This is a genomic window from Candidatus Enterococcus wittei (assembly GCF_002140175.1).
GTDB classification, from domain to species: Bacteria; Bacillota; Bacilli; order Lactobacillales; family Enterococcaceae; genus Enterococcus_B; species Enterococcus_B wittei.
On the sequence record NZ_NGMO01000001.1, the window covers coordinates 972,659 to 995,855 of the forward strand.

At 36.0% G+C, this 23,197-nt stretch carries 7 protein-coding genes, 3 pseudogenes and 1 CRISPR repeat array; of the genes and pseudogenes, 2 read left to right on the forward strand and 8 right to left on the reverse strand.

Translation table 11 applies throughout. The features are described 5' to 3' along the window. Positions 1 to 461: 461 nt before the first annotated feature. From A5844_RS03785 to A5844_RS03790, 3 genes and pseudogenes are all read right to left on the reverse strand, one after another. A complete protein-coding gene (locus A5844_RS03785) occupies positions 462 to 2,930 on the reverse strand; it encodes a cation-translocating P-type ATPase (RefSeq protein ID WP_373419207.1) in 2,469 nt (822 codons plus the stop codon). A 181-nt stretch (positions 2,931 to 3,111) separates the two neighbouring features. Beyond that, positions 3,112 to 3,218 (reverse strand): annotated as a pseudogene (locus A5844_RS13855) (site-specific integrase); the annotation flags it as partial. Positions 3,219 to 3,498: 280 nt separating this feature from the next. Beyond that, on the reverse strand, positions 3,499 to 10,029 hold the full coding sequence (locus A5844_RS03790; RefSeq protein WP_086283946.1) for a hypothetical protein: 6,531 nt from the start codon (positions 10,027 to 10,029) through the stop codon (positions 3,499 to 3,501). A 403-nt stretch (positions 10,030 to 10,432) separates the two neighbouring features. On the opposite strand from A5844_RS03790, the pseudogene A5844_RS03795 reads away from it, so the two are divergent. After that, positions 10,433 to 10,692: pseudogene (locus A5844_RS03795) on the forward strand (recombinase family protein); the annotation flags it as partial. Positions 10,693 to 11,054: 362 nt separating this feature from the next. On the opposite strand, the gene A5844_RS14520 reads toward A5844_RS03795, so the two are convergent. Further along, entirely contained in the window at positions 11,055 to 16,352 is a 5,298-nt protein-coding gene (locus A5844_RS14520) for a WxL domain-containing protein (RefSeq protein ID WP_256924514.1), read from the reverse strand. Positions 16,353 to 17,247: 895 nt separating this feature from the next. On the opposite strand from A5844_RS14520, the pseudogene A5844_RS14770 reads away from it, so the two are divergent. Next, a pseudogene (locus tag A5844_RS14770) lies at positions 17,248 to 17,337 on the forward strand (helix-turn-helix domain-containing protein); the annotation flags it as partial. A gap of 60 nt (positions 17,338 to 17,397) precedes the next feature. Continuing rightward, positions 17,398 to 18,945: direct repeats of the CRISPR family, unit length 30 nt; unit sequence ATTTACATTCCACTATTTTTAGATTTAGAC. A gap of 184 nt (positions 18,946 to 19,129) precedes the next feature. On the opposite strand, the gene cas2 reads toward A5844_RS14770, so the two are convergent. Genes cas2 through A5844_RS03830 form a run of 4 tightly spaced genes read right to left on the reverse strand, consistent with a single transcriptional unit; the run spans position 19,130 to position 23,192 of the window. After that, on the reverse strand, positions 19,130 to 19,411 hold the full coding sequence (cas2, locus tag A5844_RS03815) for a CRISPR-associated endonuclease Cas2 (RefSeq protein WP_086283947.1): 282 nt from the start codon (positions 19,409 to 19,411) through the stop codon (positions 19,130 to 19,132). 5 nt (positions 19,412 to 19,416) lie between these two features. Beyond that, positions 19,417 to 20,415 (reverse strand): type I-B CRISPR-associated endonuclease Cas1b, encoded by a 999-nt coding sequence (gene cas1b / locus A5844_RS03820; protein ID WP_256924515.1) that lies wholly within the window; start codon positions 20,413 to 20,415, stop codon positions 19,417 to 19,419. Between the two features lie 2 nt (positions 20,416 to 20,417). Further along, positions 20,418 to 20,906, reverse strand: a complete 489-nt coding sequence (gene cas4 / locus A5844_RS03825; RefSeq protein ID WP_086283948.1) for a CRISPR-associated protein Cas4 — start codon at positions 20,904 to 20,906, stop codon at positions 20,418 to 20,420. A 9-nt stretch (positions 20,907 to 20,915) separates the two neighbouring features. Further along, complete coding sequence (locus A5844_RS03830) at positions 20,916 to 23,192, reverse strand: CRISPR-associated helicase/endonuclease Cas3 (RefSeq protein ID WP_086283949.1); 2,277 nt, start codon at positions 23,190 to 23,192, stop codon at positions 20,916 to 20,918. Positions 23,193 to 23,197 lie beyond the last annotated feature (5 nt).

Sequence of the window (23,197 nt, forward strand, 5' to 3'; positions counted from 1 at the left end):
CTAATTAGATAGCACAGACAATATTCTTATTTCACTCTTTTTACAGAAAGGTTGTCATGAAACTTATTCAACCAATCAGCTAGAGGTTATTTTGAAACCGTCTAAAAGTCAGTCTCGCAACATCCAATTATCTATGCTTCTCTTGCTTCTATTTCAAAAAATATGGATGTCATTTTTAGTAATTGAAAACATAACAATACTACGATTCAAAAAAGACTATTTTTTTCAGATTCTATACAGTTGTACCTTAAATGTAGAATTAAATGTTGATTTTAAATTTTAAGTATAACTTATTCGTATAAAAAATAGCAGTAAGCCCATTTATATTGGGCTTGCTACTATCTAGAAAATAGATTCAAACATTTGAGCGATTTTAGGCATATCTGGTAATGAAGTACGTTGAACATAAAAGTGGATGTTTTCTAGTTCTAGAGAACCTCTCGCAAAATTTCTCCTTGAACTTAATCTGATTGTCTATCCTTCTCCTCTAACTTGATAAAAAACAAAGCTTTGAGGCTTTCAATTACTGTCCGTTTTTGTCCTTCCTTTTTTAAAAGGACATATTTTTCACTGAAATTAGTTAGTTGTCTAAAGATTGATTCAGCTGCAAAGAACAAAATCAATAATAATAGAACAGGTACTGGTGAAATTGTAGAAAGGGCAAATAATTTATGCAAAAAGAGGATCGAGAATAAAATACCACCTGCACATAATAAGATGATCCTTAGACGGAATCGGTTCAACGGTTGGCAAATCTTATAAAGGACTAGAAATCCAACTGCAATCAATAACATCGTTGAAGCCGTCGATACATCTGTCTTGTTCAATTCCAAAATCACACCGCCAACCACTAATGTCCCAACAACCATCATATCTGTGATCCCTCCAGGTACCGCTTTTTCCATGACGTTCAAAATAAATTTCCCTTCGATCCGATTCTTGTTTTCTTCTAATGCTAGCAAGAAAGAAGGTAAACCAATAGTAAATAAACTAATCAACGTAATTTGAGAAGGTTCAAGTGGATAAGTCAATGCAAACAGTATTGAAAATAGAGAGAGTAAAAAAGAAAAGATATTTTTCACTAAGAACAAACTTGCAGAACGTTCAATATTATTCACTACTCGTCTACCTTCCGCTACAATCTCTGGCATTCGAGAAAAATCAGAATCAAGTAATACTACTTGTGCTGCTTGAATCGTAGCTTCATTTCCTGAAGCCATCGCAATACTACAATCTGCCTCTTTCATGGCCAAAATATCATTGATACCATCACCAGTCATTGCCACTGTATTTTTTTGTTTTAAAAGCTGTACGAATTTCTTCTTTTGCTCTGGATTCACCCGTCCAAATACAGTATAAGTTTCTACTGCTTCTAAATAATCATTTTCAGTTAAAGTCGAAGCATCTACATAATTTTCCGCATCTACGATTCCTGCTTTACGAGCAACATTCGATACGGTTTGCGGATTATCACCAGAGATAACTTTGATCGAAACTCGTTGTTTTTTAAAATAATTAAATGTTTCTGGTGCTTCTTTACGTATAGGGTTTTCAATCAAAATATAACCTAAAGGAATCACTCGCTCTACCAGTTCTGCTTTTTTTAATTCTCCTTCATATAAACCAAAGACTAGGACTCGATACCCCTCTTTTGCGTAAGAACTAAATTCTGTTTTATATTCTTTATACGCTTCTCGTAAGACCAACTCTGGCGCCCCCAGTACGAATACTCCTTCTGGAAATGTAACACTGCTGTATTTTTGTACAGAAGAAAAAGGAAGAGAAGAGATTGCTTCTTTGGCAGTATACTCTTTGAAGTATGTTTTAATTGCCTTCATGGTCTGATTGTCGTCAGCCATTTCTTTCGCATAGTCCGAAATTAGTTGAGGTAACATGGCACTCTTTTCTTTTGCTAAATCATTTTTAGCGATGATCACGTTTTGCACAGACATCTCATTTTCAGTGATCGTTCCCGTTTTGTCCACACAAAGAAGATTAACTCTTGCCAAAGTTTCAATACTTTTCATATCATGTAAAAGAACACGTTCTTTTGCTAATCGTGTGGCACTCATCGCCAGTGTGATCGTTGTTAATAAATATAATCCTTCTGGAATCATACCGATCAAAGCCGCTTCCATTGAAACAATGCTTTCCTTGAATGTATTTCCATTAATGAAAAAACTTTGCGAGAATAAAGTAATCCCTAAAGGTATGATAATAATTCCGATCCATTTGATCAGTTTATTCAAAGAAGAGATCATTTCTGATTGCTCCCCTTTTCCCATTTGTTTTGCTCTCATGGTTAGCTTAGAGATGTAAGAGTCGTAGCCTACCTTCTCAATATGAACATATGCTTTTCCCGAGACAATAAAACTGCCAGACATCAATTCATCGCCAACATTTTTCGTTATTTCGTCTGGTTCACCTGTCAATAATGACTCATTCACTTGTAATTTTCCCTGTCGGACAATAGCATCTGCAGGGATTTGTTCCCCAGTCTTTAATATAGCAATATCATCTAACACTAATTCTTCCGTATTTATTTCTTGTTCTTGTCCATCTCTTACAACAGTGATTTTAGCCATATTCAATACACTTAATCGATCCAAAATCTTTTTTGATCGAATTTCTTGATAGATTGCAATTCCTGTATTTGCAATAATTACCGGCAAAAAAGTCAAATTTTTATAAGATTCAACCAAACATAAAAGAAGAGCTAATATCAAAAAAATCAAATTAAAGTAAGTAAATATATTTTCAATAACGATTTGATGATTGGTCTTAAAAGATGGATCAAGCGTCTTGTTTGTCAATGACTGATTGAAACGTTCCTCTACTTCCTTCGTTGTTAGCCCCTGGTCATAATCAGGAGAAAAACGTGGGACTTCAGCAACTAGTTTTGTTTCATTTGATTTTTTTACTCTATTCATCCATTTTTTCATATCATTTATTCCCTCAATATACTATTCTTAACAAAAAGCATAATACGAATAGGAAAAAAATGCCTGTGAAATGACTAGTAAAATTCTTTCATTACTGTCATATTCACTTAAAAACAGGAAATAGAAGAATCGTGGACTAATATTTCTAAGAAATTTATACTATGTTACTGTTGGAAATTAGGACAAAATTAAGTTTGGCTATTTTTTGTTCCTTCATGGCCAGTCGTTCTTTGACAATGACCTTCCACGAGAAATTTCTAATACATCATTTGATTTTTAACTATTTTAAAACAAGCTATAGAAAAAAAGCTCAAAAAGAAAACTGGATTTCTTTCAGAGCCTGTAAGGATAGAGCTATTTTCACGAAAGTTGATTTCACTCCTCTTTCTAGGTAAATCGTAAAAATGAACATAATTTATATTTTTAATCAATAATCATAAATCAATTGTTGATCGGCGCTAATTATCATCTCTCGTTAGTGTTCTTGTTCCTTTTTCTCTATCATATCATCACATTTGCCTTCGTACTTGATGAAAGAAAGTCATCATTCACTCGGTTAGTGTTGTAGCCTTAATTCTTTCTGATTCAGGTTTATTTGTGTGGAATTGGAATTTTTCTTAGTACTTTTTTCTATACTCGTGACTACGAGATCTAGAAAACCTTGTTTTACTGTAGGCTTTAGAAGTTTCGTGTCCATTGGTTGTTCTGAGACGGATGGAGTGATAGTGATGACTGCTTCTGTATCCATGACTAAATTTAAGGACGTTCTATTCACTGAGCCTTTTGTGATTTCTACAGTTTCTGTTACTTCCTTGTTTCTTAGATTTGCACTTATATTATCCGTTGTTCTTGTTGTGATTTGTTCTTGCGTCTTATTCAACTGAAGATTTCTTTCGAAGATTCCTCCACCAAGTATGTATCCCAAGGTTAGGTACGTAAACATTTCCCAATTGCCTGATTTATTGTCATCAACACTCCGTTTTACAATCGGTCGTTCTTTAAATTTCCTACCATCAGCAAAATCTCTTAGTATGATCATAAGCATTTCCGCATCCATCATCTGAAAATTCGCACGTAACATAGGGATCGTCATTATTGCTCTTGCTACAGCCTTTATTGATATTGTTGGCATGTTCAATGATTTCGCCACATAACTTGCAAATTCATTAAATTGTTCTGATTCTAACAAAGTAGGATCGTCGTAGACCTTCATAAAATCATTTAATGTATCTTCTGCACTTTTACTAAAGCCTTTGTTCGTGTAAGAATATCGAACCCAATCTTCTGTTTCCTCTAGAATATGTGTCATTTCATGTAAGATTACTTCACGTCCAACAGGTTTAGTTTCTTTCCCTGGATTAACGGCTGGATCTAAGTGGAACGCATCCGCATAAATGAACATTCTACATTCCGGATCATATTTTGAAATAGATGCCTGTGCTAATTCTTTATAAGCTGAACGATATTCTGTTGTACCTTTTTCACGAACTAAACTAGTGGAAACAATCCAAATATTATCAAATCCAAAATCTGCTATTTTTTTAAGGAAGGTTTCTCCTTTTTCAGCTATTAACTTCAGTCTCGTGACAATTTCTCTTAAGATTACTTCTTTATTTGACACATCTTCTAACTGAAACAGTTTAATCAAATATTGACCTTCTTGAGTTTTTGCAAGTTTTTTTTTGGACAATAAATTATCACATATTTCTTTTGATTTTATACAAGTTTCTTTTGATTTCCTAAATTCTCCTACAAGCTTCTTCCGAAATAGTTGGATATAGTCTGGTGCCTCATCTGATTTAAGACCTACATATACTCGAAAATTACGTCTAGGTTCAACAGGGAAATTTTCACGAATCATTTTCTTTAAAGTTTTGTTCAACCATTCTTTGTTATCATAATAGATAGGAGGTTTTACGGGTAGAAAAGTAGAAAATTTATCAAGAGAAACACTGGGATCTTCAACTCGTGGAATTATAAATTCACGTTGAAAGGGGATTGCATTTCTAAATTTCGTCCACTCCTTCGCATGTCCAGGTGGATTTGGGAGTACATTAAAGGGTGGATATGTCTTCCATAGGGCAGTTCTTCCTTTAGCTGCACTTGTTGCTTTTCCTCTTCTTGAAGTACTTATTGCTTTGCCTTCTCTTGAAGTACTTGCTGTTTCTTTCACTCTTCGATGTCGCTCCATTGACTCCATTAGTTGATCAGTAAAGAAAGCTTCTATTACTTGTTTTTTTTCTAATTCTGTCTCAAAACGAAATTGATCTTTTTTTTCATCAAATCTCAGTACTGTCATCGCTTCATTATAATCTTTTTTCACCAAATGATACCGATTAAATTCCTGATCCAGTAAGATCAACGGAATGTAATGCTCCTTGATCTTGATATAAGATCTGTTTGTTCCATCCCATATCAAGCCAATTCTACTATCTGGGGCAGAAAGAAAAATAGGATTCTTTTGTGTTTCAAACTGATCCAACTGCTCAACGATTTTTGTCTCTACCTCTTTGGGTATAGAGTGGGAAGTCGGGGCTTCAAAATACCATTCCATACCATTATAATTGACTGGCAAAAACTTTTTCGCCGCAGGATCCTTGATATACATTCGGACACCGTGTCCTTCGATGGACTGCATCCCTACTGGAATTAGTTTCCCTTTCATTCGAATAAAGCGTTTCGTCTCTTCTCCTTCTTGTATTACTGTCGTGATCCTTCCTTCGCCATAGGCTTGGGGATCAGGATTGTTTTTAACGACATACATCTGATCTTTATCTAGCTTGAACTCTAAACGATCGATCAATTCTAGTTGTTCCGTCGTAAATTTGGCAGGCCCTCTATAGGGTTCTAACTGTTTGCCTTTCAATACATATAAGCCACCAAACACCTCCGCAGTGTCCAAATTAGTCACCCGCATGTATAAATCTCCACTCATCTTTTTTACGGGAACTTCCAAGCCATTCAATTCTCCGATCATAATTTCTTTTTTCAATGCCTCTCGGGCCTTCTCCATGATCTCTATTTTTTCTAACAGCGCTTTGGTTTTCATTCCGACTCGAAATTCATTTTTGAACTTCAAGGCTTTCTGAATCACCAGTCGCCCGCCACTTACGATCGTTTCAAATCCTGGATCAATCGCCTGTGCGAGACTCCAAACCAGTTTTCTGATTTCAGCGACATTCGGAAGAAAATGGCGACTATTTTTGATGACACTTCGAATCCCACCTCGGGCAAATGCTCGAGCCACCCCTAATGCAAACTTCATATTGAGAGAAGTGATTTGTCCCACTATTGGGATGAAAAGCAACGCATCAATTGTACACGAAGTAATCGCTTCCCCCACATCTTGATTGATGATTCCTACCACACAATCATAAAATGGGATGAAATGCTTGATGACCTCCCAAAGTTTTTCGGTATCCGCTTTATCGTTTCCCGAATCGTAGAGTTGCTTGTACAATTGGTCACTATGCTTACGACTCAATGTCTCAATCAACGGTTCCATTTCCACCCCATGGGATAACTTCTTGCTTCGATTCACACGAGCAGAGAACTGAAAGTATTTATCCCCGATGCGTATCTCATTTCCTACTTGTTGATACCCTTTTCCCCAAAGATCTTTCCGATTAAGTAGTCCATATTTGAGGTAGGATAGGGGATCTTGGTCGACGCGATAGAGGAGATAGCCCCCTTCTTCATCCAGTCTCTTTAATGCATACCAGCGTTCTTCCTTCCCATTAACAGCCACAAACAGATCCGTTTTGTCGAGACTAAGCGTGGTATCCTCCCACATCACTCGTCCTCTCAAATTAATCAGTAACATCCCACCTGTTCCTGGTATCCCGCCTGTATAGTGGGTTTCATTTTTCAACTCAGCAAATCCCTCGTAAAGGGTAGTCGTTTTTGAGAAAATGAACGCACGCTCCTCTTGATCAACTGCATTCAGCGCAAATTCAATCATTTTTTTATCAAAGGAAACATGAGCCTCCGAGACGTTTTTTGTCAATTTAGTATACACGTCTTCTATTTTCGGTTGAAACCATTCAATGTCTGGACATGGCTTGGTTGAACCTTCAAGATATCTTTGTTTGATTTCATAAAATCTAAAGGAAGAATTAAATCTATCGATACACGTCTGCGCCACAGTGGTGGCTAACGCCTCTTTTCGTCGCCATTGAAGCAAGGCTTCTTGATAGGCTTTATACAAACGATCAAGTAGTTCTTGATGTTCGACCAGTTGAAAATAACCTTCTTGTTGGTATCCTATAAATGTGCTGATAGCGACTTCTTTGTAGGTGCCCGTAGCCAATGCCTCTCGTAACAGATCAGGTTCTAGTTGAGCGACCGCAAGTAAAGAAGGCATCAGGAGATGGCGGAATTCTTCATAGCTGGTGATTTTTTTTTCAAGGATGGTTTGCCAAAAATGTTCCCCCATCAATCGAGCTTCTTCTTGACTGAAGGGGTATTGGTACTCTCCTTCCTTTAAAATCTTCGCTCCTGTTAACTGCATCAAGGAAGCATAATCAGAAATCAACAACTCATCCGCTAAGCCACTGCTATCCAAAAAATAATTGGGCAACTCCCGTTGGAGGAATAAATTCCACAGTTTGTTAAAGAAGGTCTTCTGTTTTTGAGAAAGAGTAGAAACATCTAACTGAATCAATCCTTCTTTCTCCAAGTTTCTAACGGTAAATAACTCCCTCAAACGTCCCATAGTAAATTGATCGATATCAGGTGCCGACACAATTTTTTTGATCATGTAGGCTTCAATCGAACTTCCTAATATCGTTTCAAAGGCCCATTTCATGACCGTTAATTCAGCATCTTTATTTGAGAGCTCCTCTTCGTTTTTTCCGTCATGGAGGTGCAATGCTTTCAAAATCACTTTCGCCATAGGTTGGAGTTTTTCATAATCAAAGACCAATTGGTTGTTTTCTTCTTTTGTGATCCATTTTCCCATAGCAATCAATACTTCTTCTTTGGTTGGTTTCGGTGAGAGTATCTTCTTCCGTAAAAAGGTCTCCACTTCTTTTCGTACATTGGGATCTCGCCATTGAATGCCATCCCTCTCGATTTTGTTATCTGTACTTATTGGTTGGGGTGTACCCACCTCTTCTGGTTGTGTTGTCGTTTCTGCGACCAGATTTAAAACCTTCGGTTGAATGTCTTTCATTGTTTCATAGACCCATGATCCGACAGTTAGACCTGCTTGTTCCTCTGAAATTACTGTCTCTTCCCCCATTTCTAGAATTATTTTTGCGAGTTCTTTGACTTTCACCATATCCAGTGTTGCGGGAGAGGCTCCTTCAAGGAGCACCCACTCACCGACTGTTTCTATTAGGTCTTTAGCATTAGATTCTTGACAGGCTATTCCTTTTTCAGTGAAGAAATCAACGATTTTTTGACGGATGTTCTCTTTTTGTTCACTCGTCCATTCAGGCGGATGGGACTCTTCCTTTGTCTCCTGAACTACTATCTTTGTTGGATTATCGGCATTTTCCCGCAAGAAAGCTTGAATCTTTTCATTAATCTCCTGAGTATCATTGCTTTCGCTAGCTCTCGTCACCTCTAATTCAGCCCCCTCAACATAAGGAGTCGTCCCGTTGACGTGACTGCTTTCTGTAGTTGTCTCGCTTATCTGGGTTTCATTGAATGTTAATTGGTTTTCCTCTAATTCTAGAGAAGGTATGCTAGTAGGTGGCAACGGCATGGCCTCGGCGCCTAAAAACTGGAGACCAATGGATTGTTGGAGAAAACTATCGACTACTTCATAAAAATCTGTGGCTAGCTTCGAAATTTGAGGCAAAAAACCCTCTTTTTTAGGGTTCAATACAGACTCATTTTTCATCATCGTTTTAGGTGTCATTCCTAATACAGGTTCCGATACCGTTTTGGGTGTTCCTTCTGGTTGCTTCTTTTTCGTTTGTAGTGCTGGATTAGAAAATGGCGATTTCATCTGATAATTTAAGTTCATTTTTGACGGTAGGTTAATGGGAGCTTGTTTCCCATAATCTACCGAAAAAGTTTGTAGTAACAAATCCACAAAATACGACATCCAAGACCTACCACGGGCTTGTTCTTGACTAGAATCCATATGTTCATGTTGGTAAAAAAACTGATAAAACCGTTCCGTTAATCCATTCCAAAATGTTTCTGTCACTTGATTATGTATATGATTTGGGGTATCTATTGTAGCGTTATGTTGTTTTTCAAAAGAAGCTTGAAAGACTTTACTTAGTTTTTGAGCTGCCTCTTTCGCAGAAAAAGGGTGGAACCCATGTTCAGTTGTATTAGTCATGTAGTGAGAAGAAAAAGTAGGATTCTCACTTTCTTGTTTCATTCCTTGGCTGTTTTGTGTCTCAGCTTTACCTATGGCACCTTGACAAACCGTCGTAAAACTCGTTTGTTCTACACTTTCTCCTGTGACGATCCATGTCTTCACCTGATCCGTCCTTCTCGTGGTGGTACAATTCACCAGTTGGTAGAGGTCATGAACTTTCTGATGAAAAAAAACACTTAATTCATGCGCCCTCTTCGCTATGTCGACATCTTGTGAGGCGGTCGCTGATGTCTGATTTCCACACGTCTGATTCCAAAAAAGAGAATTAGCACTAGCTAACGATGGCACGATCGCTGTTGAATGATGAGACATGTTATGTGGTTTATTCAAAAATATTGAAGGTTGAATTCGCCCACGATTGATGGTGGAGGTTGAAACAAAAGAATGGACCCTTGTCTGATTCCCGTTCCTTCTCACATCAATCCGTGTATTCACTTCAAAAGCTGGGGTAGTTTTTTTTAAGAGCCTCTGTTGATCGGGAAAATCTAATGGTGGCACCATCGCTAACAAGGTTCCCCACGTATAAAGCCAACCCACTGGGTGCGTTATTCCTTCAGGTGTGAATGTATACCCTGATATATTGGAGACATTGTTTAAAACTCTTTGGTCACCTCCTGATTTATTCTTATCATTTTTTTTATTGTTTTCCTTTCCAATTACTTCTCTTGATGTAGCTTGTGGTATCCTTGACTTTTTCGGCATCATTGACTTCTGTGGTTTAAATGGTATCCTGAATTCCTGTGGCATCTTTTTCGCTCCTTCATTGAAATTATTCGGATGATTTTTTGCATGTATACCGCAAACAAAAAAAGCCTCCTAAACTCCCCTCCCTCTCTATATAATAATATAAAACCTCAAACAAACACTTAAAAAACTTAAAACTCTTGAGTTATCAAAAGCTTCAAGTGGTATTTTGCAGTTTTGTGTCTATCATGAATATATTATGGGTGCTGTATCAGATCTTACTGGAGCTGGAATGTCTGATATCAATTGTCTTATTAGCTAACTTTTCCCTCTCTTATCAACTCCAGAAAATAATTCTTCCATATATGTTTCCTCTCATTTTACTTGAAATAAATATTTTTATAGGTTATTCAAATCCAACTTTTTCTAGTTAGAAATCAAAAAAATTTCCTGACACTCAATCCTCTGCGAAAGAATTTTTACTGACCATATGAGTGGTGCTAAAAGTAATCGCCTAGGTTAAAAAATGAGGATCAACTTTGTTCGTTCTAGAGATACACTTGTGGTTTGCATGTAGCCCGATTGGGAAGAAGTATGGAGGATTTAATTTCGATTGTGGAGCGATTAAATGAACGTGGGGTAAGTTTACATAGTCTGCAGGAAAATATCCCCATGGACAAATCAAGTTCTACTATTCAGTTAATATTCCAGTTATTCGTAGAATTTTAACAAGCATTAATCTTGAAGAGACCGTTTTATAGTAACAATTTTTACTCCATATATAACAAGCAAATGTAATCGCTATTGTCATATTCATGCCTAGTTCCTCAAATAGTTGTTCACCATCGCTTTTCAAGTTCTTGTCAATTGAAATATGGATAGATTTCTTTTTGGTCGTTTCCATGTAATCACCTCAGCTATTTTCTAACATTAACTTAACATGAAATAACTAAAATACTTATATATATCCCCTTATAAACGAATAGATTATTAACTATGATTTGATATTTAAAACCCCATCTTTTTATAAATATTCCAATCCAGAGAATCAAAAAAAGGAGAAGCTGGTTTTCTCTTCTCCTTCTCACTTAATTTTCTGGAACAGAACTAAACTCCCAAACTAATGTCGTAGTATACGTAGTGGCTTCTGGGTTAGCACCTTTAGGAACTTCTAATATCACACTTTCACTCGCAAATGTTCCATCCCCAAAGCGATAGATCCATGTCCCCGTACCTTCAGTCCCTTTAGCACGTAATAGCGGCTGCTTATTTCCTGGAATCAGCGTTAATTGATCTTCTTTTTCTACCACTGGCGGTATCCCGCTTTGTGCAGTTACTAATTGTTGGTTTGTGAAAAGCAATTGAGCTCCCTCCAAGACATGATTCCTCGTTGTAGAAAATTGAGCCAATTGTGTGATCGCTAATTGCCAGCCATTTCGTTCATTTTCTGGACGACGATCACTAATTTGAACATAGTTTGGACGCTTCTCTGTTTCATTGACGGTGCCATCTTCGTTCAACAATCGTTGTGGGTGCGCAAAATATTGTGTGTCTTGTGCAGCAATCGCTTGTGAACCAAAATCAAAAGAAGAAACAAAATCAATACTTAGCGGTCCTTGATCTTCTGGCAGAGATGGTTTATTTTCTAGATCGACTTCGATTTCAGGATACAAAGGATCTACAGGTGAGACAGGAGCAAAATCGCCAACGATTAAGGTTGTAGCCGGTTCAAAGATCACATCTCGGAAGGCTAGTTTAGTTGACGGATTGATATTCCCTCGTTCATTATTCGTTTCTGGTGGTCCAATTACACCAGCTGCTTCAGCTGCACCATTCGCATCTCTTAAGAAGACTTGAATTTCATCGTCTATTTCTAAGGAAACCTCCCTTAGATCAATGACAAATTTACCATCATTGTCTATCATAGCATTTTCAGTATTGAGTGGTTCACCATTATGTGTAGCTGTTACCTCAGCCTCTTTATTGTCCGTAATACCTTGGATTGTGGTATTACTTTGGGTAATAATCGACGATGAAAATTGCGCTGGTGTCGGAGGAATGATTGGAAAGACTTCAACTGTTTCTGTTAAAATCTGATGTCCGAAACCATCAGTAAGTTCTCCACTCGTTAGTTCGACTTTGTTGATTCGAACTTTCGATCCTGCTTCTAAAGGCTCTATTAAGTCAATTTCAAAAAGACCACCACGCGGTTCTTCTCCATAGATACTGATACCAGGTGATTCGTTCGTATCTCCAACAGTTTTAGCCATATATTCTTTTTTCTTACCTGACGGCGATTCTACTTCTATGGTAACAATGGCTTCATCATCCCACGCTGGACGACTGTCATGTAAGCCTACAGGAAGACTCACTCTACCATGGATTTTACTATCAGCATTCGTAGGGGTTCTCAATTCATCTGCAATTGCCCACCGACCATTATTACTACTCATTCTACTATACGTAGTGAGACCTGCAGTTCCAAAAATAGTGGTATTTAGATGATCCGGATCACTTGTTTCTCTAAGAGTATTAAAATTTGATCCACCAAAGGTATAATCTAATTTACGAAAATTCAAATTGGGTTCTCCATCTAGATTAGCCCCATTTCTCCAAACTGCCAGATCACTGTTAGTGGCCTTCAAAATTGAACCATTTGAGACATTAAAAATATTTCCTCCACCCTGTCGGTTATTTCTAAAGTTCATATATAAAGGGTTGTCAAAATTGATTTCTACTACTCCAGCATTAAATATTCCACCAGCTGCAGTAGATGTTCTACCAGAAACTGAAAAATAACCTCCATCAAATACATTGATATTTCCTGAAGTAGTCCCCATATCAACCCCTGGGCCACTTGCTGCATTTAAAGTTACTTGAGAACCGGGATCCTGTATCGTAAAACTATTATTTGAGCCAGTAGTATAATGTATCGCCTGATTTCCTAAAGCTACTCCACCATTATTAGCCGTACCATTTCCAGGATTAATAACCTCAAAATTTCCTTTATTTCTTACTAATATATTGTTATTAGAACCGTGCATTCTAACGCCTGGAGCAGTTCCTCCTCTCTTTTTGATAGTCATATCAGCATGATCAATTATAAAAGTATAAGATCCAGCTTGGATGAATCTTAAGGTTGCCGCAGCCGCTTCAAAAGCTGAAGAAGCATTTCCATTTTCTAAATTGACTTTGGCATTATTTTTAACTAAAAACTGACCACCAATACTTCTCAAGCCTACAGCAGGTGCATTATTGCCCGCTAAAACACTCAATTCAGCACCATCTTCAACTAATATTTTGGCATTCATGCTTGTGTTATTAGTTCTTTGGCCCATAAAAATTGAAGCGGTATGTGTGGTAGCCGAATTTGCATTACTTGAAACATCTACTTTTGTATCTGTACCTGATATATCTATCGTAGGCTCATTTCCTAATAAAATAATACTATCATTTACACCCGTATGTGATTTTAGAACAGCTCCTTCTTTGATAGAAAGTAAACTACTATTGCCAGTAAAGTTAATTCCCTGTCCTGAGATTGGATCTATTTCTAAATCACTATTTCTCATTTGAAGTTTCCCTTCATTCCCATTCATAAAAATGGCTCTCCTAGCACCAGAATTAATCTGCACTGATACTCGTGAGTCATCGAATATATCGAATTCTGGTTGTCCTCCTCTCAAGTGTATAGCATTATTAGCAGTCACTGATGGTGAACCTGTACCACTAGTAGAAACAACTGATAGTGTTGACTTCGTCTCCAGTAAAATACGCGGAGGTACGTTGTTATTGCCAATTTGTATATTTTCACTCGTTCCTGTCCCACCACTTGATAAGTAAACATTACTACTATTTTTTAACGATAATAACGAATCAATTCCTTGTAATATGACCCCTTGTGCAGCTCCAGAATTTACTATGCTTAACTCACTATCATCTAATAATATTTGTGGCGTTTCACCTGACAAATAGATCCCACGACCAGTTGTAGCATTTAGGGAAAATCGACTTGAATCCAGCCTAAATACTGAACGATTGCCTACCAGATTTATTCGTTGTCCAGCGCTTGATTGAATCTTCGCTTCTGTGTATGTTGCTTGAAATATTCCGTCAGCCCCAGATAATGAAATATTTACCCCTGTCGTTGTGAATATCTCTAATCTGGATGATTCTAAGTCAACTTTTGGAGAAAGGCCAGTAACATTTACCCCTTGTCCTGTGAAGGTAGAAATGTCTAATTCACTATCCTTAACAATTAATTCAGCATCTGATCCATTCAAATAAAACCCTCGGCGTGCATTTGACTCTATAGTAACTTTAATTTTTGAGCTATTAGAAAGTTGGGTCTTTGGTTCACTGCCTCTTACATGTATGGCATTATTAGATATATCCGAAGCTCCCCCAGTACCACTTGTTGTAGAAACTTTTATAAGAGAATTATTATCAAGTAAAATTTTGGGACGTGCATTATTATTTCCGATCTGAATATTTTCAGCAGTTCCGGTCCCACCAGATTTTATAGAAAGTTCGCTATTATTGGTTAAAGAAAGTGTAGCATCTTCTCCATTAAGGATCATTCCTTGAGAAGCACCCGTATCTGTCATATATAACTGACTATCGTCTAGAAAAATTTGTGGCGTTTCACCCTGTAAATAGATTCCTCGTCCTGTAGAGGCATTCATTAGTATCTCTGTATTAGACATTGATAATAGCGGTGTATCGCCAACTAAATTAACTCGTTGACCAGTTGTTGAACCAAATTGAATCGTGCTTTTTTCTGTAGAAAGCAATGGACGATCTCCACTAATATTCACTGCTGTTTGCGTCGAAGAAATAGCGGTAAGCTCGGAACTATTTACTACAAGTGCTGCATCATTTCCAGCTAAATGGATCCCTCTTTTTGACAAAGTACTGTTAACAACAAGCTTACCATTCTCGTTGATTTCAATTTTAGGTGACACCCCAGTAAGGGCTATTGTATTGTTTGTGATATCTGTTGGTGTCGTTGTAGTTGAAGGTCCTATTGTGTTGACTATCAACTGACCAGCTGTTCGAATAGCTATTCCTGATTTTTCTCCTCTTAAATCAATGGTATTCGCTGTCCCTGCAGTTGTTGTGATTGTGATTTTTGATCCATTTTCCACTTCAAGCTTTGGGTTTGCCACTGTGGCCGAAGAAAAGAAAATCGTCGCATTTCCTCGACCAATGTTTATTTGCGCTTGATTAATGGCAAAAATTTCTTTTGCTTCAATAAAAATGGTTGAAGAATTTGTCCTTGTAAAATCAGATTTTCCTCCTGTAAAAGCAATTTTCCCTTCAGGAATTGAAGCAAGCCGCATCGTATTTGCGTTCACTTCAGTAATATCTTCCAATTCAACGGTCCATTTGGCACTGCTCTCAACTGTTGAGTTGATTAATGGTGTTATCCCGATTTTTGTAATTGTAACGTTTTCGATTCGAAATGAACTCTCCCTTATAACTTCATCTAATTGGAAGTAAAGACCATTGTTTCCGAAAGTCAATGTATACCCATTTCCTTGGATAAGCAACGGACGATTTACAGTCATGATATTTGCAGCATTTTCTGTTAGATCGGCTTCAACAGAGATAATTCCAATTTTAGGATCTGAAACTGCTTCTCTGAATTCTTGCATCGTAAACACTTTTGCAATTTCTTCATTAAAGATTTCCTGTTCGACAAACACTGATTTATTATCTCTGCTCTCCTCATTGACTTGTTGATCTTGAGAATTTTCTACCACATATTCACTTTGATTTTCTTCTGTTACTTGTTCAGACACTTGAGCCCTGTCTATCTCTTCTTTCAGATTTGAGTCTTCTTGATTTTCTACAGACTCATCGGTTTGGTCCACTTCTTTTTCTGAATTTTCATCAGCGATCTTTTCTTGTTCATTGATTTCAATTGTTACTGTTGCTTTTTCTACAGTTACTTCATAACTACCTGCTGAACCAAATATAATAGGCAGAACAAATGTATGTTGAATAGACTCTGTCTGAATTATCCACTCATGAGATTGCTCAACTTGTTCTATTGAAAACCCTGATGGCAACTTTTCTTTTACTATCTCTGCTTCTTCAGGAAAACCTACCCGTACTGAGGAAACTTCTTGATCTGAAAAGAAAGTCACTTCTATTAATTTTTCTATTGTTCCCTGCATTCGAGATTTAGTAAAGAAAAACTGCGGATCACTTTTTCCCATTGCTAAGTAGTTTTTCATGGTCGGCAATTCCATTGGACTTAAGTCTTCTTGATCTTTAATTGGCTGTGCATAAACTATACTGATTGGAGTAAACACTATCTGGGAAGATATAATGGTAATCATTAAGGTAATGAATAATTTACTTAATTTTCTGTTTAACATCTGAACACCTCTTCTTTCTGTTGCTATTTTTCATGGTTCTGATTTTTTTATAAAAACAAACCGAATGATTATTACTAGAAGAAGTAGTAAAAGTATTGTAAAAATCATCAACCAATTGATATTTGAATCGATAGTGCATTTTGTCAATTCAACCTACGTATTTCTTCTGCAAAAACTGTAATGTCTCCTGTTCACATATTAGTAGATAGTAAATTATTTGTTGTTAATTTGAGCAATTTCATTTGATACTCTCTTATTTTTTTAATGATTATTTCTTGCTGTTTTTAAAAAAATAGAATTAAAACGATACAGATCATTAGAAAGCCTATTAAGCTCCGCTCCCTAATTGCAATTTCATCCATTTTTGGTGCCTACTATCAGACTTAGTGATTCTATCCTCGTCGGTCAATGAATACTGTCTGGTGGTGTAGGATTAAGTCTCACTAGTATCCGTTAAGTCGATTAATCCTGTTTTTTAACACTATTCACTGATGTTCCACTCATAACATCTACTCAAAACAAATACAGTTTGACAATAATCACTAGTAAAATAAACATTAACATTTTTCGTCTACTCATTTCCCTCCCCCGCAAAAATTTTCCAATAAGTGTGCCTTTTAACAGATAAATCTTTACTAAAAAACATTGCTATGCTTTCCCTTATGTAAATAATATAGTTTGGCAAAAATAAAATAAAATCACGTTTTGCATAGGGGTATATAGTTGTTTCATAAATCACAAAGTTATCCATGTATAAATCTAATGTTAATTTTCTTCGATAAATCCATAGTCATGCCTATATTAGTTAAAATAAAAAATCATTATCATCTTTTAAAAGTATAGTTGGTACTAGGTCTATTACCCCATTAAAATGGCCAGCGCTTAAAGACACTGGCTTACTCGTTTAAAGAAGAATACCTCAATGGCCAAAATTGCCTACCAAACAAACATTTCTGTTTCTTCGGTTTATAGAATCATGAAAAAAACTGATCATTGATCAATTCCACATCGTCTAGCATATCGGTAGAAAACTTTCAGTCCACGCATTTACATTTCGCTATTTTTAGATTTAGACCTTTTACTCGGTCGTCCTCGACTACAACCTTCACCATTTACATTCCACTATTTTTAGATTTAGCTAAAAATGGCGTTGTTATTGAAGTTTGGAATAAAAATTTACATTCCACTATTTTTAGATTTAGACGCAAAGTAAAGCTGGTGGTGGAGCTTACACGGTCAAATTTACATTCCACTATTTTTAGATTTAGACACTATTCTGGGCTTCATTTAGCGCGTAATTTTATCGAATTTACATTCCACTATTTTTAGATTTAGACAGACGAAGAATCGTAAGTCTGACGGCCGAAAAAGACATTTACATTCCACTATTTTTAGATTTAGACAGACGTAGAATCGTAAGTCTGACGGCAAAAAAAGACATTTACATTCCACTATTTTTAGATTTAGACTTCAGCAGCCACATATTGCAGATTTGAGGTTTCTTTATTTACATTCCACTATTTTTAGATTTAGACTTAGCAGTTAGATAATTGCGACGTTCTTTTTTCTCCATTTACATTCCACTATTTTTAGATTTAGACGCCGCCTACTCCGGTTTCGAGCGGTACTGTTTTTACATTTACATTCCACTATTTTTAGATTTAGACGTTCTCTGTTTTCAGTTTTTCGAGGCACTAAAATATATTTACATTCCACTATTTTTAGATTTAGACCTAAACGTGGACGCTGCTTCTTTTGCAGTAGTTCCATTTACATTCCACTATTTTTAGATTTAGACCTGTTTTAGGGGCTTGCGGTTCAACATCCGATACTTATTTACATTCCACTATTTTTAGATTTAGACCATGACCCTAATATTGCTTCGACATATCTTTTTAACCATTTACATTCCACTATTTTTAGATTTAGACGGATATTCTAGGTTTAGCTGCCGCACTATCTTCCGTATTTACATTCCACTATTTTTAGATTTAGACTGATTTAGGAGGTCCATTCGTAGATGCCTTACGCGAATTTACATTCCACTATTTTTAGATTTAGACTGATCCAGGGACTGCATTTGAGATATCAACAGTCCGATTTACATTCCACTATTTTTAGATTTAGACGCGAATCCGTGAAGGGATAGCCGATGAGGATCAGTATTTACATTCCACTATTTTTAGATTTAGACTCTAGCTGATTCCGTCTCCGTACCAACTAATTCATTTAGCATTTACATTCCACTATTTTTAGATTTAGACTAGACGATTTTAATACAAGTTATGATTCAGTAAAGGATTTACATTCCACTATTTTTAGATTTAGACTCAAAAACATTTAACTATCAACGCTCTAGCAACTGAATTTACATTCCACTATTTTTAGATTTAGACGATATTGCTCAAGATTTTATTAATTCAAAGTACACAATTTACATTCCACTATTTTTAGATTTAGACTATACTTGCTGCACATTATCGTTTTGTTACTCTGACATTTACATTCCACTATTTTTAGATTTAGACAATCAATAATTCCTTTGTTGGTATTAATCGCAAATATTTACATTCCACTATTTTTAGATTTAGACTCCGTTCCTATTCTATACTGATCTAATCGGTTTATTTGATTCTTTTCTGTCGATCTCAATGATTAGTACTCTAAATTAGAACTAGATAACATTGACTACTATGAATAGTTTCTATTTTCATAGTTTTGATTTATCTGTCGTAACTAGGAGTTTTTGGGTGAATTTCCTATCGACAGACAGATATTTAAAAAAAATTGGAAGTTAATTCAGTAGTATCTATTCCGATATATTCTTTCTTTAACCACTTTTCATTTGAGTTTTTGAAAATCAGAATGGAGTCTAGGTCTTCACGAATGAAACTTTTTAATTCCTGCTCTAGCTTTTTCAACTTTGCTGGTGTAATCTCTCCTTCAAAAACTGATTTTTGTACATGGCTCAAATATTTTTTGCATATTTTAAATACACGGTTTAGGACACGTGCTCCTTTTTCTTCTATAGAAATATCGTAAACTAAAATGACATACATTTTTCTCACCACCAAATTTTAAATGGTTCATACTCTTTATCACTTAGGAAATGTTTGATCAATTTATAGCATTCTAGGCGCATTAATTTTCGATACGAAACATTTCTTTTGAGTTCTCTATGCCGGATTGTTTGATTTAACCGTTCATCAAATTGGCGCAAGACTTTTTGTTGCCCAGCCTGCTTTAAGTAATTTCCTACAGATCCTTTTTCAAAATCTTTCTCAGTAATAATCTTTTTATTGATCAAAGAAAAAATTAAACGGTCGACAATCAATGGTTTAAAAATTTCAGCGATATCCAAAGACAAAGAAAATCTTCTCTCAGAATTACTATGTAGATAACTAATTGTAGGATTGAGCTGACTAACATAGATTTCTGACAGACATGCACTGTAGGTTAACATATTTAAATATGAAATCAACGTATTAACCATATTATCTGGTGGTCGCCGTACTCTCTTTTTAAATTCAACCTCATCATTAAAAATTGTTTCCCAAGCACTATAATAAAGTTGATGAATGTTCCCTTCCAGCCCCATCAACTCGTCCACTTCGTAAGCACGAGAAATTCGTTTCCTAACCGATTCGATATCAGAAATTTGTTTTTCTACCTCTTTTCCTCGCCGACGGTAATATTGCAAATTACGTAAACAATTCGCCGTCGCCCTATCTACAAATTTTCTTGCCAAGAGTAATCGTTTTTCTTCGTCTATAGAATGAAGCACTTGTTGAACTAACAGTTTACCGGAAATATTCTTCTCTCGAGGATAAAAAGTTCCTGTGTAATACCCATAATAATTGAAGAAATGTACTGGAACCTTCATCTCTGAAAGATAATTTAAACATTTCGTATTTGTTGTTACTTCGCCAAACAAATAAATATCTCTTGTCATTTCAATTTTCAAATCTTTTTTCCGTCCATCAGGTGTTTCCATTCGAACAACATTATCTTTACGGCTCAAAATTCCATTAGAATATAAATAGTAACTTTCTATTTTGCTCACTCCTAAATAAAGCAATAGTCACAATAGGCACATTTTGCACATATTTTCTTTTTTTCAGCTTTTGGTGCCTCTTTTTGAATAATGATTGATTCGATGAATTGAATGATCTCCTCTAACTCCTCCACTTCTTTCTCATCTAAGGTCACTTCTACTCTTTCTCTGAGTTTTGGATAATCGATATAGCCCTTTTCTACAAGGACGCCTTTCTTTTGCAAATAATATAAATAGTACCTTAATTGCCAAATGGCGGCTATTTCAATCGCTCGTGATTTCTTGACCTCATGTAAAACTTTCCATTCCTCAAGAAAATCAATATTGATTGTACCATCCAGCATGATTTGTTTCCGTTTATCTTTGTAACTGCTAGTATCTATTAGTTTACCGAGTTGAACATTTTCATTTTCTTCTTCATATTGTAATCCCTGAGAAAATAACCACAGTTTTCTTTGACATACAAAATAGTAATTGATCATATTTCCAGTAATCCTCATGTTAATCACCTAGAAAAAGTTGTTCTCTTCTTCACCTTTCAAAACTTGAAATCCTATCTTTTTATTATATTCTCCTTGAACGAAAAAGACATGATCAAAACGACCTAACTGTTCATAGCGAACCTGATTTTGTTTTTGACATTTATTAAACAACCATTCAGGGATGGCCATCATATAATTCTCCAATCTTGTTTTCATTTCCAGCTTTTTCATTTTTGGATTCTGATAACCAAGATTAATTAATTCTTTATAGGTAAGAGGAATGAGTTCCAAAAGTTGATCGATTTCTTCTGAATAGTCTTTATAGATACCTTCCGGAATAACGTTTCGAGTTTGAATATTTCTAAAAAGTTTACGTACTTCTGCAACACTTTTCCCATCATCTTCGATTGCGGATAACCAGCCTAACATGTTCACTATCTGTTTGTAATAATCAGTATCTTGCATTTGTTTTGTAGTATACGTTTGCTTTATCAAATCCATTTTAACTATTTCACTATAGATTCCAGATCCTTTTTCCTGTAGAGCATTTTTCGAGAGTTGGAATATTTCCAGATGGACGACTGCTTGTTCACTGCAGCTAATCCCACTCGTTGTCTGTGTCCCACCGTCAAACACATACACATTGGGAACTTCAAGTGACTCTAATGAGCGTTTTCGATAACAGCGTCCCATTCGTTGAAATAAACCATTGAGTTCAGATAATTCTGTCATCAATAGGTCAAAATCCATATCTAAAGAAGCTTCTACCACTTGTGTTGCTACCCAGATCCCGTTTTCATTAGATTTCGCAAATTCTATTATAGCTTTTTCCTTTTTTTGTCGATCTTTACGAATGAACTGACTATGGATCAAATAAATGGGTACATCACCGATTAGATTGGACAATTCCTGATAGATTTGTTTTGCTTTTCGTACTGTATTACAAATTACTAATAACTTTCTAGAATGATAGAGTTTGATGATTGTCTCTGCAGATATTCCCTCGTTCAAAATTTTTAAGTGATGTCTTTCCAACAATTGATGATCCAAGAATGGTTGATCATTCATTGTCCACTTTAATCCTTTTTTTTCGAATAAATCTAATAAATAAGGTGGAAATGTTGCAGACATCACAAGGAATTTCCCACCGAACTCCTGAATTTCTTTCAAACCTTTAATCAAATAAGCTAACAAGTCTGGTGAATACATCTGGATTTCATCAATTACCACTTTTGCATAAGAAAAGGTTGCTAATTTTTGTTCGAAACCAGCATAATGGTAAACAAAATCGAATGTTTGATCTAAAGTCGTAATGGTTAATGGCAATGACCATCCACGAATTTCAGTTAGGTAGTTTTCTAATTGATCCAACTCTAGTTCATCGTTCTTTTCTTGTTCTGCTAGTAAGACAGCCAAACTATCAGAATGTAAAATCCCTACCTGCTTTTTATACTGATCCTCATCGGCTATCCCTTCACGGATTCGCTGGTAAATCGCATTGATCGCTGTACGTAATGGCAATGTGAAAAAGCCTTTATTATCGCCGATCCATAATAATCCTGCTTCTGTTTTTCCAAGACCAGTCTGCCCAATGATTATTAAATTATCCTCTTGATGGGCTTGAACATATTGTTGCATCTCGTTCCACTCAGGCAACAGATCTGAAGGTTTTTTTCGCCAAGTTTCTCGTACTTTAGGAAGATTGTTATTCAAGAAATTCGCTGGATATTCTACCTCATAATCTCCACTCGCAGCGTAATCGATTCGATTCAATAAGCCCTTTAGCTTCACATAATCTTCAAAATACCCCTCGTTGCTACTAGGTTTGTGTAAAAATCGATAAAATTTTGCAGATGGTCGTTTTATGATGGTAGGTTTCACGATATCAATATCCTTAAATCGAAAAGCTTCTGCCGGATGTTCTAAAAGTGTTACTTCATGTTCATATTGACTGACTTCAATCTGGGTAAAATTTCGTTCATGATGCAAGGCAATCGCATAGGTGGCTGCTTTTACTTCATCTAAAGAATACAGTTTTTTTAACTGCTTAATAGGGAAAAAAGCAATACTAAGTAATGCGTGAGGAATTTCTCCTTCCTTTTTCATCACACCTTCTCGTATTTTCTCCTGAAATAAATGATTCATCTTACCAAGATCATGATGTTTACATACAAGATAAAGGAGTTCCCAATTCACAGGGATTTTGGGATAGCAAGCTTCTAACTCTTCATATTTTTTTAGTAACTGTTTTGTATGCTGAATAATTGTTTCTCCTGATGATTTTGCCCAAAATGGATCGTTCATGTTCC

Bases quoted from the DNA above. Each gene is read 5' to 3' on its own strand.
- A5844_RS14520 (WP_256924514.1), bottom strand. From the start codon at position 16,352: ATGTTAAACAGAAAATTAAGTAAATTATTCATTACCTTAATGATTACC.
- A5844_RS03785 (WP_373419207.1), bottom strand. From the start codon at position 2,930: ATGAATAGAGTAAAAAAATCAAATGAAACAAAACTAGTTGCTGAAGTC.
- cas2 (WP_086283947.1), bottom strand. From the start codon at position 19,411: ATGTATGTCATTTTAGTTTACGATATTTCTATAGAAGAAAAAGGAGCA.
- cas4 (WP_086283948.1), bottom strand. From the start codon at position 20,906: ATGAGGATTACTGGAAATATGATCAATTACTATTTTGTATGTCAAAGA.
- A5844_RS03830 (WP_086283949.1), bottom strand. From the start codon at position 23,192: ATGAACGATCCATTTTGGGCAAAATCATCAGGAGAAACAATTATTCAG.
- A5844_RS03790 (WP_086283946.1), bottom strand. From the start codon at position 10,029: ATGCCACAGGAATTCAGGATACCATTTAAACCACAGAAGTCAATGATG.